Annotated in this window: 7 protein-coding genes and 2 pseudogenes; 3 read left to right on the forward strand and 6 right to left on the reverse strand. The window is 67.2% G+C overall.

Translation table 11 applies throughout. The features are described from left to right. Positions 1-5 precede the first annotated feature (5 nt). Complete coding sequence (locus ACFWN1_RS02375) at positions 6-875, forward strand: NAD(P)-dependent oxidoreductase (protein WP_384357302.1); 870 nt, start codon at positions 6-8, stop codon at positions 873-875. A gap of 97 nt (positions 876-972) precedes the next feature. On the opposite strand, the pseudogene ACFWN1_RS02380 reads toward ACFWN1_RS02375, so the two are convergent. After that, positions 973-1,622: pseudogene (locus tag ACFWN1_RS02380) on the reverse strand (transposase); the annotation flags it as partial. Between ACFWN1_RS02380 and ACFWN1_RS02385 the strand changes: the two are divergent. Then, positions 1,623-2,336 (forward strand): annotated as a pseudogene (locus ACFWN1_RS02385) (tyrosine-type recombinase/integrase); the annotation flags it as partial. 30 nt (positions 2,337-2,366) lie between these two features. Here the strand turns inward: ACFWN1_RS02385 and ACFWN1_RS02390 are convergent. From ACFWN1_RS02390 to ACFWN1_RS02405, 4 genes are all read right to left on the reverse strand, one after another. Further along, positions 2,367-2,759, reverse strand: a complete 393-nt coding sequence (locus tag ACFWN1_RS02390) for a hypothetical protein (protein ID WP_384357304.1) — start codon at positions 2,757-2,759, stop codon at positions 2,367-2,369. Positions 2,760-2,872: 113 nt separating this feature from the next. After that, positions 2,873-9,730, reverse strand: coding sequence for a polymorphic toxin-type HINT domain-containing protein (locus ACFWN1_RS02395; RefSeq protein ID WP_384357306.1), 6,858 nt, complete (start codon positions 9,728-9,730; stop codon positions 2,873-2,875). Positions 9,731-9,997: 267 nt separating this feature from the next. After that, positions 9,998-10,855 (reverse strand): hypothetical protein, encoded by an 858-nt coding sequence (locus ACFWN1_RS02400; RefSeq protein ID WP_384357308.1) that lies wholly within the window; start codon positions 10,853-10,855, stop codon positions 9,998-10,000. 1,005 nt (positions 10,856-11,860) lie between these two features. Then, positions 11,861-12,421, reverse strand: a complete 561-nt coding sequence (locus ACFWN1_RS02405) for a TetR/AcrR family transcriptional regulator (protein ID WP_384357310.1) — start codon at positions 12,419-12,421, stop codon at positions 11,861-11,863. A 119-nt stretch (positions 12,422-12,540) separates the two neighbouring features. On the opposite strand from ACFWN1_RS02405, the gene ACFWN1_RS02410 reads away from it, so the two are divergent. After that, positions 12,541-13,233, forward strand: a complete 693-nt coding sequence (locus ACFWN1_RS02410) for an SDR family oxidoreductase (RefSeq protein ID WP_384357312.1) — start codon at positions 12,541-12,543, stop codon at positions 13,231-13,233. Positions 13,234-13,425: 192 nt separating this feature from the next. Here the strand turns inward: ACFWN1_RS02410 and ACFWN1_RS02415 are convergent, their stop codons facing one another. Then, positions 13,426-15,195 carry an ABC transporter ATP-binding protein gene (locus tag ACFWN1_RS02415; RefSeq protein ID WP_384357338.1) on the reverse strand — a complete coding sequence of 590 codons (1,770 nt, stop codon included), beginning with the start codon at positions 15,193-15,195 and terminating at the stop codon, positions 13,426-13,428. Between the last annotated feature and the right edge of the window lie 83 nt (positions 15,196-15,278).

The following is a 15,278-nucleotide window of genomic DNA, read 5'->3' on the forward strand; positions in this document are numbered from 1 at the left end:
GCCCCATGCACAGGAAAATCAGCAAGGTCGGCTTCATAGGTCTCGGCGACCAGGGCGGACCGATGGCGGAAGCGATCGGCGAGCGCGGCTTCGAGCTCCATGTGTGGGCCCGCCGCCCCGCCTCGCTCGTCGCCGTGGAGAAGGTCCCCCACCAGGTACACGAGAGCGTGGCCGACCTCGCGGGATCGGTGGAACTCCTCGCACTGTGTCTGCGCGACGACGCCGACGTCCGGGATGTCCTGGACGACCAGGGACTCCTGGCGAACATCGCACCGGGCACGATCATCGTCAACCACGGCACCGGTGACCCCGTCGAGGCGGACCGGATCGCCACTCACGTCGCCCGAGCGGGAGGCGTCTACCTGGACGCCCCGGTCAGCGGCGGCAGCCCCGGCGCCCGCACCCGTACGCTCACCACCTTCGTCAGCGGCACCCCGGCCGCGTTCGAGGCCGCCCGCGCCGTGTTCGCGACGTTCAGCGACACCGTGAAGCTGATGGGACCCGTCGGAGCCGGACAGTTCACCAAGCTGTTCAACAACGCTCTGACGATCACCAATATGAAGAACGTCGAAGATGTCCTCGGCCTGGCCCGCCAGGTCGGCCTCGACATCCCCGCACTCATCGACGTGATCAGCACGAGCAGCGGCGGCAGCGCGGCGCTGCGTGCACTGGGCCATGACATCTCGCCGGAACTGGCCGAGCACGTCCACACCCTCATGCAGAAGGACATGCATCACTTCGCGGACGCGGTGCGCGCCCGCGGCGGAGACCCCGAGGGGCTGCTGCGGCGCGGAATCGCCGGTGCCCTCGGCCTGGTCGAAGCCGCCCGCCTGGTCGCCGCCTCCCGCGACAACACCCAATCCGGGGCCCACTGAAGTCAGGCACCCCCACGGCCGGCCGCGCCACCGACCTTGCCGAGCCCGGCCGTCCGCTGTTCCAGCGCTCTCGTCGGGAACGAGGCGTGCGACTCGCCTCGTGCTCGATACCCCAGCGCGGCTTCGCGGTGCGCACAAGGGTGGCCAGCGAGGTGTCGGTGGGCAGGCTGGAGAGCCAGAACTGTCCACGGGTTCGGCCTCGGTGGCGGGCCATTGGGCCAGCAGTCAGCGCACGGGCGGTTCGGGTCCGTCGGTCTTCCTGCGGATCTCGCGTCCGGCGGGCCTGATCCGTAGGGCCGCGAACCGCGAGTACATCCGCTTCAGGCCACTGCGGCCGCTGCCAGGGCGGGAGCCTTCCCGCCACCGCACCGGCTTCGCCGCCTGCTTGCCGGGCTCGACGACCAGCTTCCTCACCGTCCGGGCCAGCTCGGGACAGACGGGCCGCGGCCGAGGCCCGCGGCCGCCGTAGGGCGGGATGTGGGGCCTGGCTTCTTCCGGCTGCGCGGTGGTCCTGGTGGAGATGCCCACCGCGTAGTCAGGGCCGCGTTCCTCCAGCCCGAGGCGGAATACAGCCGTATCGCCGTAGCCGCCGTCGGCGACAAGGCCGGGGACTGCGATGCCCCATGACCTCGCCTCGTCGATCATGTCCAGGGCCAGCTGCCACTTCTCGACATGGCCGACCTCTTCGGCGATGGCACACTTCGTGCGGCGGGCCACCCTGGCCGGATCGACCTTCGGCATCCTCGGCCACGCAACGTCGCCCGCAACGTCAAGACCACCACGCCCCGCCCCGGGCGTTTCCAGCCCTTCACCGCCGCCCAAGCCCGGCAGTTCCTCCAGTCGGCCGGCGCCGACCGGCTGCATGCCCTGTACGAACTCGCCCTCCGCACCGGACTCCGCAAGGGCGAACTCCTCGGCCTCCACTGGGAAGACCTCGACCTGGACGGCGGCACCGCCACCATCCACCGCTCCCTCCAGCGCACCCGCACTCAGGGCCTCACCGTCCTGAACACCAAGACGCTCGCGTCCGAACGCCGCATAGCCCTCCCCACCGAATGCATCAACTCCCTCAAGATCCACCAGGAAAGGCAGGAGGAAGAGCGTCAAGCGGCCGGAACCGGCTGGACGGACAACGGACTCGTCTTCACCACCCCGAAGGACAGCCCACTCGACCCCACCAACCTCACCCGGCGCTTCCGTCGCCTTCTCCACAGCGCAGGACTCCGAACGATCCGCTTCCATGATCTCCGCCACTCGACAGCCACCCTGCTCCTGGAACAGGGCGTCGACCTCGTCGTCATCAAGGAACTCCTCGGCCACGCCCACATCGGCGTCACCGCTGGCGTCTACGCCCACGTCCGACTCCGCCTCCAGCGCCAGGCCATCGGCACCCTGAGCGACGCACTGGCTGAGGGCGACGACTCCGAAGAGCCGCCGCCCTCAGCGGTGGTCGTCCGCTGACGTTGCCGTCAGCGTTGCCGCCAAACGGCGTTACGCAGGACTCTGGCCATCTGCTTCCACAGGAATATGGGCCACAGTCACTACGCCAGAGAACGAACTCTCCACCACAATGCGGTCACCTGGAGAATAGACCCAGAATTCCGGTACGGATTCTGCAATATCCGGCAGGTGAGAGATGGAGAATTCAAGCCCCATCTCTACACTCGGAACCGCCAAGCTCTCCCAGAAGAAGACTAGACTGCCAGCCTTCGGGGCGAACTGTTGGACTACGGTGCTCAGCTCGATGGAACCCAACTCCATCGAGCTGAGCACCAAACCATCAGCCACCGCACCCCACTCGATCGCACCGTCAGAGCTGCGCGGGTAACGACTGAGGCTTTCGCGCTCGTATTGGAGATGCTGATCCAGGTTCAGCAACTGCACACCCGGCCGGCCAACCCAAGTTAGCCGTCGCCCACCCTGCTGATCTGCACGAACCACTCGAACCATAGATTTGGGCAGGAGGTCCGACCTGGTTCCGTATACATCATCGAGCGTCACGAATTACCGCCAAGCATTCTCGCGAAATCGTCTTCCGCTCCATTCCATGGCACTGCCCACTTACGCGCCGAGTCCCCCTTACCGACTTCCACGTTGATATGGGGACCCTTCACTGGATCGTAATCCATCCTGAACCTCTTGAATTCACCGTTAACCCGAGTAGTGAAGCCTACTATCTTACCGTAGGTCGTCGGCGCAGATTCGAGACGTCCGATGTACGGCTGCCGAGTAGCTGGATCAACCTCACCCAACAGATCAAGCGCTTTGTTGCGGGCTTGTTCGAAGCTGCCAAAGCTAGGCAGGGTTACTTCCTTGGACGCCCCTCCGGAATTGTGAACCAGAACCGGAGTCCGCCCCGCCAGCACATAGTACGTGTGGAGGCCGTCGACCGTGAGGTTGTACATGTTGCGGTCACCCGGGCGTGGGATCACGCGGGCGACACGGACATGCTGGTCGTTCGCCGTGTTCAGCGCGTGGCCGGCGTGCAGTGCGCCTGCGGGGACCCAGGTATGGAGGGTGTCATCCCAGAAAGGGTGCTTCGCGGTGGTGTGAAGGGTGTCTGTGGTTCCGTCCGGGCGTTGGATGCGCAGATCGACGAGGTCGTAGTCGTGGTTGATGAGGGTCGCTGTGACTTCGCGTGGGCCCTTGTGCTTTCCGTTGGCGGGGTCGGCTGCTTCGACCTCGTCTCCGGTCTCGATGTCACCGATGGGTTTGGTCTTGCCATCGGCTACGAGAACTGGGGTGGAGGGGGTAAAACTACACCCCCGCCTCAAGCCCCTAAGCGCGCCGACTTCACCCTCGACTTCAGCCCCTGCGCCCCGCGTCGCGGCAATCAGGGCAAGGTCGAACAGTACCTTGCCTGTGCCTTGAGCGCTGTCGCCGTTCGCGTAGTCACCGTATATCTCTGTGCCGCGGGACACAACGCCATCAACGATGCCAGGGGCAGGGTTGACGGTGCCGATCAGATAACCCACCACGTTTTCACAGCCGTCGCCGTGGAGGAGGCAATCCTTTTCCGTAAGGTACTGCTGATAACCTCCGCCGATAATGGAGGTCCCGGTATTTACTGTTTCGTCGGCCACAGTGCTGAGAACATTACCGAGCCAGCTGAGGCCTCCGCCACTGCTTGTGTTTCCTGTGCTGCTGGTATGTGCCGTGCCACCGCTGCCACCACTGCGACCGCTGCCACCACTGCCACCCGAATTCCAGCTTGTTCCGTTTTCTGCATACTGGGCGTTTTGCGACTTTCTTGGTTTGCCGGGTATGTGGCCTGGAGTGGTGTTCTCGTAGTCAGGGCCGGGTCGTGTCGGGCAGTCGATGGACGGGCAGAGGCCGGTGGGGTCGGCGCTGGTTGCCGGGCTGTTGTCGGCGTACGCGTACCCGTTCAGGGACTGAGGGGCGTCTGGGGCGAGCAACGGGTCGACGCTGATGAACTGGCCGATGACCGGGTCGTATTCGCGGGCCCCGACGTGTGTCAGGCCCGTCGCATCGTCGGCCGGTTTACCCAGGAATGCCTTGTCGTCCGGCCACGCCCCCGGTTTTGTGCCGCGTGGGGCGCCGAAGGGGGTGCTGTAGCGCTTGGTGACGGCGTATGTGGTGGCGTCGAGGGTGATGTTGGAGGTGCCGTGGTGGTCTGCGGCGAGGAAGCTCAGCTTGGTGCCGGAGGTACCGACGACCGCGGTGCGTACTGCGATGGTCTGGCCGTTGGCGGTGTAGTAGCGGGTGCCGCTGGCTGTCTTCGTGGAGCCCTTGGTGGTCAGTCGGAGTTCTGTGCCGGCGCCGAGGTAGAGGATGGTGTCGCCGTCGCCCTTGGCGCGGCGGATGAGGAGTTCACCGCCGGCGTCGTAGAGGTAGGTGGTCTCTTTGGTGCCTTCGGTGACCTTGGACAGGCCACCCTCGCTGTTCCAGGACAGATTCTGCTTGGTCGCCGCGGGGCCGGGACGGGTGACGGTGTTGCCGCTCGCGTCGTAGGTGTAGGTGCCCGCGCGGGTTCCGGTTGTCTTGTCCAGGGTGTGCGGCTTGGTGTCGGTGGTGTCGTTGTAGGTGTAGGTCGTGGATTTGTCACCGGATGAGGTGTGCTGGGTGTCTGTCTTGCGCTGGCCGCCGTCGGTGTAGGCGTAGGAGGTCCAGTACGGTGCCGCGCCGTCGAGGTTGGTCACCGTGCGGCCGGTGGACGCGCAGCCAGCGGTCTTGGGAGTCCATGCCTCGGTCATACGGCTGTAGCCGTCGTAGCTGAAGCACTGCTGGTCGGCCTTGGCGGTGCCACCCTGCGTGGAGGCGTCGAATATGGAGGTGACGTTGCCGGCGTCGTCCTGGGTGAACTTCAGCTCCTGCGGCATGTAGCCGTGTACGTCATCGGTGACGTAGGAGCGGGTGAGCCGGCGGGTGCCTTCCTCGTAGTCCCAGTTGAGGTACGCCTTTTTCGACGAGAACGCCCCGTCCTTGCCCAGGGTGAGCTGGCGAAGGTCACCCTGCGGTGAGAAGAAGGCGCCTTGCAGGTAACCGGTGGTGCCTTGGGCCTTGATCTGCTGGCCGAGGGCGTTCGAGGTGTAGGAAACCGTCTCGGCAGCCAGGCCCCCTGTCGCCGGCGCGGAGTACTGGCTGACCGAGCCGTCGAGGTTGTAACCGGTGGTGAAGGACAGGGTCTTGGACACGTAGCCGCCCGCGACCAGGGGCTCAGCGTCGGGTAGGAGGAGCTGGCTTCCGGCCACGTGGTACATCGCGTCGTAGGCGGTGACCTTTTCGGTGTACGCCTTTCCGCTCACTCCGCCGTCGTAGCGCACGGCGGTGTCCTGCTGTCCCTTGGCGAGGGTGTCGAAGGTCCAGGCGGCGAGCTTGTTCGTGTCGGTCTTGGTCCCCTGCCACATGCCGGTCTTGCGGCCGAGGTCGTCGTACTCGTAGAGGAGCTTCTTCGAGGCGTCGTCGTTGGGAGTGGTGCTGACGGCCTGGTCGAGGTTGTTGTACTCGGTGCCGGCCTTGCCCTTGTCCGGGTCGCTCGCGGTGACCTGCCGGCCGAACAGGTCGTAGGTGTAGGACCACTTGCTGCGGTCGGGGCCGGTGATTGTCGCCTGCTGGCCAGCCGGGGTGTAGGTGTAGTCAGTCGCCGTGTAGTTGGTACCGGTCGGCGTCGGGCCGGCGTACTCCCGGCTCTGGGTGATCTGCCCCAGGGCGTTGGTGTCGGTGGCTGTTGCCTGGCCGCCGGCCGGGGCGCTGGTCGCTACGGTGTCGCCGGTGTAGGTGGTGTCGGTGTTCCAGCGAGTGACTCCATGGATCTTTGTCACCGTCTTGGTGGGGCGGGCGACTCCGTCGAAGGTGGTGTCGGCCTGGGTGGGTGCTTGGCCGCCGGAGATCTCCGCCGCCTGCGTGTTGGGTAGGGAGGTGCTGTCCCAGATGTCGGATTGCTGGCTGACGGCCAGGCCTCGGGAGTCGTAGAGCGCGATGGAGATCAGACGGCCACCTTGCGGGGTCGGTGTCTGAACCTGCCGCGTACGCAGAAGGGAGTCGTAGAACTCATAGGTGGTGTTGTAGCCGGAGCCGTCGTGCCTCAGGGTCCTGGTGGAAACCCAGGGCATCGCGTTCGCGCTGACGTTGTAGTTGTAGACGTAGTTCGGGGTCTTGTTGAGTGCCTGCAAACGGTTGGGAAGCCACACCTTGGTGACGCGGCCGAGGCTGTCGTATTCGCTCTGCGAGACCCGGTCGTTGGGGTCGGTGACCTTCAGCACCGCGCCGGTCGCGAAATCGATCGCGCTGGTGCTCTTGTAGGTCTTGGCGTCCTCGACGGAGGTCGAGGTCAGCGGCCCGGTCGTGGCGGGGTTGTAGGTCGTCGTGGAGATGGGCAGGTCGTTGGTGTTCTTGACGATCCGGGGGCGGCCGAGGGCGTCGTAGGTCGTCGTGGAGATCTTCTGCCACGCAGGCGTGTCATCGCTGCCGTAGGACTTGGCGCGGCCGGCCCAGTTGGCATCGCCCTTGACCGGCTGCTGGGTCGCCGACCAGGTGCTGGCCGTGCTGCTGTCGTAGACGGCCGCGGTGTCGGAGATGACATCGCCAGGCCGGGTGGAGTCGGCGGGCAGGTCGAGCGCCGCGTCCGCGGTGGCGCAGACCTTGGCGACCGTACGGGTGCGCGAGACGAGAGCGTTGATGCCGGTGGCGTCGTTGCGGGCGTACCAGGTGCGGGTGCACGTCTCGTCGCCGTTGACCGCGTCGTCGCCCTGGTCCTCGACGGTTTCGGCCATGCCGTAGTCGTCGTAGGTGGTGCGGACGCTGTGGGTGCGGTCGTAGGGGTTCAGCTTGCCGGTGATGTTGACGCGTGCGTGGGTGGCGGCGGTTCGCACGTAGTACGCCTCGGTGTCGGCGTAGGACTTGTGCTGCGTCGCGGTGCGCTTGGACCAGGGGTCGCTGATGGTGCCGCTGACCTCGCTGGTGCCGTTGTAAGTCACCGTTTCACGGGTGAAGCCCGCGTACGGTTCGGCGTCGGTGATCTTGGCTGCCTTGATTCCGGTGATCTCGGCGGTTCTGCGCCGGCCGGGGTCCGGGGTCCTGCCGTCCGAGCCCAGGACTCGGTCACCGTTCATGCCCCGCAGGTAGACGGTGACTTCCTTGCTCTGGGTGCCGGTGGGCGTGCCGGTGAGGTGTGTGACCTGCTGGAAGCCGCGCCAGATGGACCAGGTCCGTTCCTTGGCGGGCATGAACGGGTCTTCGTCGTAGTGCCAGGCTCCGCCGCCGGAGTACTGGTAACTGTGCTGGACAGCTTCGGATCCGCCCTGGGGGTCGGTGGTGGAGACGGAACCGACCGGGTACTTCTGGAACCAGTCGAGTTTGGGGTCCTTCTCCCCGTTGGGTGACCAGTAGACGGGGTAGCACCGTTTGGTGTTCTCGTCGAGCTTCGGCTTGGCGCCGCTTGCCGTGCAGTCGGCGTCCATGTACGTGACGATGGTCTGTGCACCGGCCTCCGACGTGATCGTCTTCAGCCGGGGCTTGTTCAGCGGCAGGATGTCGTCGGCCGTCCCGTCGACCCGGTTCGGCATCATCACATGACTGAACTTGACGGGGTCCAGCGAGAGGTCCGTGCCTCGCTTGCCGGTGTGCCGGATCTCGTCCAGCCACAGCGACTGGTCGGTGGAGTCTCCGGTGTCACCGGGGTCGAGGTACAGGTGCTTGAGCGACCAGCTGTCCACCGCCTCGAAGCCGGGGGTGGCTGCGGCGGCGTTCCAGGCGTAGGTAGTGATCGTGGTGAGGCGCTTGCGGGTGAAGAAGGTCGGCCCGACGTTGCCGGTGCATTTGTCGTCGTCCTTGCAGACGGCGTCGAAGGGTACGTCCGGCCAGTTGTCACGAGTGTCGTCGGTCAGGGAATCGCATCCCGTGCCGGAGGCCAGGCAGCGCTCGCCATAGTCGAGAACCACCTTGTCGGAGGCGGCAGGTGAGCCGGAGAAGAGAGCGTCGGCACGCTGGCCGTAGCGGATCTCCTTCAGGTAGCCGCCGCGGACGTAGCCGGTGCCTGTGGTGTCGTCACCGAGCATGTCGTAGTTGTTGCGCTCGGCCGCGTACCAGTAGGACATGGCGTTGGCGTGCGTGTCCTCGACGTAGTCGAGGTTCCAGCGCCACGCCTGGTTCTTGTCGCGGCTGGAGAAGGAGCTGCCGTCGGCATAGCCGGGCTCGCCTTCATCGTCGCCGAAGACCGGAACCGTCCATACGGAATTGGTGCGTTCGTCACTGCCGGCACCATCGAGCTTGTCGCGCCCGAAGACGTACTTGGTCCCGTCACCGGTGATGACCGTCCAGTACTCGCCGTTGTCGTCGCCGTTGTCGGCACCGGTCGAGCGGGTGACGGTGGAGGCGTCGTCGTCCTTGAGGTGCCACTTTCCGGTGGTGTCGTCCTTGACGAGTTCGCTGGACTTGCCGTTGAGCACGAGCGAGGCGTTGTCGTACTTCCAGCACAGGTCGTACTTCTCGCTCTGTCCGTCGTCGTCGCAGGAGCCGTACCTGCGCTCGATGTAGGACGAGGTCAGGTCGAAGCCGACGCCCACCTGACTGCCCTGGTTGTTGGAGTTCGCCGTCTGACCGTCGATGCTGCCTGAGTCGTAGGAGATGGCGAGGTCAGGTCTGGGGCCGGCCGCGGAGGGTGGCACTCGCAGCGGGTAGGACCAGGTGAAGGATCCGGACGAACCGCCCGCCTCCCAGGTCGAAGAGGCGGCCAGCGGAGTGGCCTTGTAGTCGCCGGCTCCCGACTTGCTGTCCGCCGCGAGGGCCATCAGCATCGGCCGACCGCCGGCAGCAAAGCTCACGGGCGCTGAGACCCGTTGCTTGGCACGGTTGTTGACCGATCCCAAGGCCGTGCGCTTGTGACACTTGGCCGCTGCGGGATCGGTCAGGGCGCAGCGGGGAAGCGCAGTGAGACGGAGGCGGCCGGCCCAGTCACCACCGTAGGCGGAGGCGAAAGCGGCATAGCGAATGCCGACGTGTGCTCTGCCGCCGGTTGGCGGGCCGGTGACTTTGAGTACCACACCGGGGACGCCCAACTTGGCGGCTTCCTGCTTGCCCAGGACTTCGAATGTAACGGAGTTCGCTGCTCGGCCCTTGTCCGATGCGGCGACATCAACTGGCAACATGCCCACCGTGCCCGCAGTGGTGCCGTGGTGGGGGACGCGCAGTGTCGCCTTACCTGCCTTCGGCCAGACCACGGTGCGTTGCTGGTCTCGCCGCGCCCGTGTAGCAGCCGTACCGTCCGCCTTGCCGGCTGCGTCAACTACGGCGGCGGCCTTTTTGTCCAACTTGGCCGTGAATGGGCTGACCTCAGTGGCCTGAGGGACCTTGAGGTGCGGCCGACCGAGAGGGTCTGCGTCGGCAGCGAACGCCACGGGCGTCAGCAGGCCCGGCAGGAGCGCGAGACCGGTTGCCGCAGCTATTCGTGACAGCCAGCGTCTTCTCGGCCCCGGTCGACCCGATGGGGGCCGGGGTATGCCAAAGGGAATCAAGTCAGGCTCTTCCTGGAAGGCGCCCGATGGTGACACCGGGCGCGTTTCGTTAAGAGATCAGATGTGCGGACTCAGCCGACGTCAGTGGCTGTCAGCGGCCGGGCGGCCCGCTGTTGGGCGGGCCGCCGGTGAGTGCCGGGGTGGCGAACGTCAGGCGGGATCTGAGGAGGCGAGGACCTGGGAACGCACCTGATCGGCAGACATGGCCCCGGTCCACGCGCGCAAGGACTCCAGGGACCCGGGCATGTAGTACCCCGTGGATCCAGCTTCGTTGAACTCGATCCAGGAGTCCGGCTGATCCGGGCTGCACAAGTCCCCGCGGCCTGCGGAGACGTAGCGGTCGCCCATCCAGTCAAGCTGCTTGGGTCCCGGCCACCGGGTACCTTCCGAGATGTTGTCGGTGCGCACGAGGTCCACCCAGTGCGGGTCACAGTTGAAGGACCAGGTCTCTTTCGCCCTGAAGGTGGCGTCGAGTACGTACTTGCCCGCGAGATTGGTCGGGGCGAACTCGAAGTACATGCGGTCGACGTAACCGCCACCGCAGGAGTAGCCGTCCGCCGTGCCACACTTGCCGACGTCCTTGTCGCCGTCGAACATCCAGAACTTGTCGCCATCCGACGACAGCTTCGTGCGCTCGGAGACGCCCAGGCCCACGGAAGGGTCGATGTATACGGGGTAGACGGTGCCCTCACCCCGCAACAGCTCCAGATCAGGGTGAACGGTGACCGAATCGTCCTCCACCTTGACGGGCAGCACTGCTGTGGCGTCGCCCTTTCCCGGCTGCGTCGGATCATTCGGCGTCGAGGGATCATCCGTGACGGACGTCCGCTCGGCGCGCATGAGTTGCGTCTGCGGGCCCGGCTGCTCATCACCGGCTGAATCCCACATCTGGCCGGCCGGCCCGCGGAAGATGGCGTTGCCGTCACCGTCGATGGCCTGCAGGCCACCAGCGATCCCCGGCACCACCGACAGTCCATCACCGCTCGCAGCTAGCCTGACCTGGTCCAACGCTGGGTTCTGGGCTGCATCGGGTGTCTTGGGTGAAAGAACCGTCAGGGTTCGCCTTCGTGGTCGTGTATTCGGTGCGATCGGCGGTCACTTCGACCGATTCTCCCGACGCCCGCGCCTGAGCAGACGCAGTGCTTTCGGTCACCGGTCCCGGACCCGTGAGATCAGCCTTGGGGGCCGCGGCAGATGGTGCGGCCGGCACTCCCGCCAGGAGCGTAAGAGCAAGTACCGCTGCCCCCGACCCTCGTCTCCAGCCGCGTGGCCTTCCTCTGCCCCTTGCACGTCCCGCAGCAGATGGCACGGACTTCACAGAGCCCCCCGGCATGTGAATCTTGTAAAGGATTCGCAACGTACATGACCGGTTACAGTAAAGGTCAACGCTGTGTGACCTGAATCACTTGAACACTGTCGGGATGGTGGTGACCTGGGAATACATCCCCATCTTCGCGCCGTTCGCGGAATATTGATGCTATGTGGCAGGTGAAGTAGATCTTCACCTGCCAGGGTGACAAGTTGGTGCGTGATAACGGGTGAGGCGTGCCGGCTCTTTGGAGGACCGCCAGTTCAGGCTTTAGTGGCGCGTTCGGAGACGAGGCCGGCCGTGGCACGGTAGGTGTCGGCCATGCGGTCGCGGCGTGGGCGGGGGCAGTTGAAACAGGCTGTCCGCCGGGCTCGCAACCATCGCCCGTCACAGCCTGCTCAACCGCGCCATCTCTGATACACGGGCCGGCGTCGATCGCGCGCCGACTCCGGGGTGCACACGCGGCTCTTGGCGGATGGGATCGCCTCGGCACCCCGTCGCTCGACTCGTCGTCCTTCGTGCGGACGCGCGGAGCGGCAAACGCCAGGTCCGGTCAGCCCGTCCAGGGCCCGAGGCCCCCTCGATCACGGGGTCCTGCTCCGCGAAACCGCGGGCGGGACGCACGGCGTACCCCGTCGTGACGGCCGGCTCGCCACTGCCCCGGGGACCGGACGGCTGCCTCGACGCGGCCACCCCGCGCGTGATCAGCCTGCTTCCGTCAAGGCCGCGTGCGCGGCGGCGAGGATCTCCTCGGAGAGCGGGGAGCCTTTGGTGGCCCGGGACAGGACCAGCGCACCGAACAGGGTGCAGAGGCGGACGATGCCGTCCTGGTCCTCGCCGCCGAGGAAGTCGGCGAAGTCGGCCACCCCCTCGGTGTAGACACGACGGGCCGCACGGCCTCCGCCTTCGCGTGCGATGTCCGTGGCGAGCGCGGCGACCGGGCAGCCGTCCGCCGGGTCGTCGCGGTGTTCGAGGGAGAGGTAGGTGTCGATCAGCGCTCGCTGGGCGGCGTCGCGCCGCCCTTCGTACTGCGCGAGCCCGGCGGTGTGGCCCCGGGCGAGTTCGTCGAAGGCGTGAGCGGTGGCCTCGTCGACGAGCGCTTCCTTGGAAGCGAACTGCTTGTAGAAGGCGCCGTGGGTCAGGCCGGCCGCCTGCATCAGATCGGCGACGCTCACCTGAGTGCCCTGCTCCCGGAACAGCCGCGAGGCGGTGTCCACCACCCGCCTGCGGTTCTCCTCCGCCTGCGCCTGCGATACGCGGCCCATGATCACCCTCCCGTTTGGATGTCGACTGGCATCTATCGTAGACCCGTGTTTAGATTGGTTGCGTAATCTAAACCGGGCGGGTGACCCGACGGCACCCGCAGCGTGGACCAGGAGTGGGCATGGAACTGAAGAACGCGGTCGCGGTCGTCACCGGCGCCAACCGGGGCCTCGGACGGCACCTTGCCGCCCAGCTCGTGGAGCGTGGCGCGAAGGTGTACGCGGCGGCCCGCCGCCCCGAGACCGTCGACGTTCCGGGCGCCGTCCCGCTGCGCCTCGACGTGACGGACGAGGCATCGGTACGCGAGGCCGCCCGCGTCGCGTCGGACGCGACCCTGCTCATCAACAACGCGGGCATCTCCACCGGCGCGACGCTGATCGGAGGTGACACCGACGAGGTGCGTCGGGAGATGGAGACCAACTTCTACGGCCCGCTCACCGCGACCCGCGCCTTCGCCCCTGTGATAGAGGGCAACGGCGGCGGCGCCGTGCTCAACGTCCTGTCCGCCCTGTCCTGGTTCCACCCGGCGGGACTCGGCTCCTACGCCGCGTCCAAGGCCGCCGCCTGGGCGCTGAGCGACGCGACCCGTGAGGAGCTGGCACCGCGCGGGATCACCGTCTCGGCGCTGCACGTCGGCTACATGGACACCGACATGGCCGCCGGCGTGCCCGCCGACCAGAAGGTCGCCGCCGCCGACATCGCGGCTCGGGCCCTGCACGGCATCGAGAGGGGCCTGCCCGAGATCCTCGCCGACGAGACCAGCCGGCACGTCAAGCAGAGCCTGGCCGCGACACCCCAGCCGAACGCAGGCTGACGTTCAAGCCTCCACCCCCACGCGACCGTCTTTCCACCAGGCACGCCAGATCTCCGACAGGTTCGCCGAGGCGGCGGGCCGAGTCCGCGCGGCGCGTCCTGGGAGACCGTCCGGCAGCACCGACCGACCGCCGCCCACGGGAGGTTCCGGTCCGGGCGGCTGAAAGGAGCGCTCGGCCCGGTGGCGGCCGGCTCAGGCCAACTGGGCCGCCTGGAGGTCGGCGTAGGCTCCGTCGCGGGCCAGCAACTCGGTGTGGCTGCCGGTCTCGGCGATCCGTCCGCCGCTGAGCACCACGATCCGGTCGGCCCCCTTCACGGTGGACAGGCGGTGCGCCACGACCAGGACGGTCCGGTCCCGCACCAGCCGTGCGATGGCCTGCTGGACCAGCGCCTCGCTGTGGGAGTCCAGTGCGGAGGTGGCTTCGTCGAGGAGCAGCACGGCGGGGTTCCGGATCAGTGCTCGGGCGATGGCCAGACGCTGGCGCTGGCCGCCCGAGAGACGGGCTCCGTGCTCACCGACCAGGGTGTCCAGACCGTGCGGCAGCCGGTCCACGAACTCCATGGCGTTGGCCTCCCGCAGAGCCCGGTCCAGGTCCGCCTCGGAGGCTCCGGAGAGGCCGTACGTGACGTTCTCCCGGATGCTGCCCTCGAAGAGGACCGACTCCTGGGGCACCACGGAGAGGAAGCGGCGGTAGCTGCGCAGGTCCAGTTCCTCCATGTCCCGGCCGTCGAGGAGGATTCGGCCCTCGGTGGGACGGAGGAAGCCGATCACCAGGTTGAGTACGGTCGACTTGCCCGCGCCGGAACCGCCGACGAGGGCGACGGTCTCGCCGGGGGCGATGTCCAGGGTGAAGCCGGTCAGTGCGGGGTGCTCGACCTCCGGGTAGCGGTGGCCGACCTCCTCGAAGGTGATCCGGCCGCGCACCCGGTCCACCTCGGCCTTTCCCGCGTTCTCCTCCAGGTCCGGGGCCTGGAGCACCTCGCCGAGAGAGCGGACCGACGCAAGACCCTTGCCGAGCTGCGGGAAGAGAGTGAGGAGGGTGGTCATCGAGCCGGTGAGGCCGGAGAAGTAGGCGCTGAGCATCACGACCTGACCGGCCGTCACGTCCAGCCAGCCGTAGTAGGCGACCAGGGCGGAGCCGGCCAGGCAGCCGACGCCGAGCGCGTTGAGCAGAATCCAGGCGAGGGCGCCGAAGCGGCCGTTGAGCAGGTCGAGGCGCAGCCCGGCGTCCAGCACGCGGCCGAGTGTGCCGTCGACCCGGCTGAGGGCGGTGCGCTCCAGGCCGTGCGCCCGGGTGATCGGGATGAGCGTGGTCATCTCGCCGATCTGGGAGGAGAGGTGTTCCACCTCGCGGCGGAAGGTCTCGTTGTGCCCGCGCAGCCGTCCGCGCAGCCGGACGACCAGGGCCGCGGCGGCGGGGACGACGAGCAGGAAGAGCGGGAGGAACTCCGGGGTCCGGACGGCGATCACCGCGAGGCCGCCGGCGAGCGTGGCGAGGGCGGCGAGGCCGTTGTCCGCGGTCTGCTGGAGCGCGGTCTCGATCGTCTCGACGTCGCGGACCACCTTGGCCTGCAGGACACCGGCGCTGACGCGGGTGTGATAGCCGATCGACAGTTGCTGCATCCGATGGCACAGCGCGGAGCGCACCCTGGTCGCCGTCCGCCGGATCGCGCCGTGCATCCAGCGGACGTAGAGCAGTTGGAACGGCAGGTTGAGCAGCAGGGCGGCCAGGAGGACCGCGCAGTTCCACCAGAGGACCGACACCGGGCGGTGGCTGACCACCACGTCCACGATGTCCGCGGTGACGAGCGGGAGCAGCCAGACCGGGGCGTGCTTGAGCAGGAAGGCCGGCGTCGCGAGCGCGACCCGGCCGCGCTCGGGCCGGAACAGGTAGAGCAGGGTCCGGACCGGGTGTTCACCCCGGTAGCGGTGGCTCAGCGGTCCCTGGTGCGGCGCCACGATGACTCCTGGAGGCGGACGGTGGAGAGGGATCTGACGGTCGGGACGGCGGGATCACGGGAGGTCCGCCGCCCCGACGGGAGGCG

Source organism: Streptomyces sp. NPDC058459 (genome assembly GCF_042721685.1).
Lineage (GTDB): Bacteria > Actinomycetota > Actinomycetes > Streptomycetales > Streptomycetaceae > Streptomyces.

Bases quoted from the DNA above. Each gene is read 5' to 3' on its own strand.
- ACFWN1_RS02375 (WP_384357302.1), top strand. From the start codon at position 6: ATGCACAGGAAAATCAGCAAGGTCGGCTTCATAGGTCTCGGCGACCAG.
- ACFWN1_RS02405 (WP_384357310.1), bottom strand. From the start codon at position 12,421: ATGGGCCGCGTATCGCAGGCGCAGGCGGAGGAGAACCGCAGGCGGGTG.
- ACFWN1_RS02410 (WP_384357312.1), top strand. From the start codon at position 12,541: ATGGAACTGAAGAACGCGGTCGCGGTCGTCACCGGCGCCAACCGGGGC.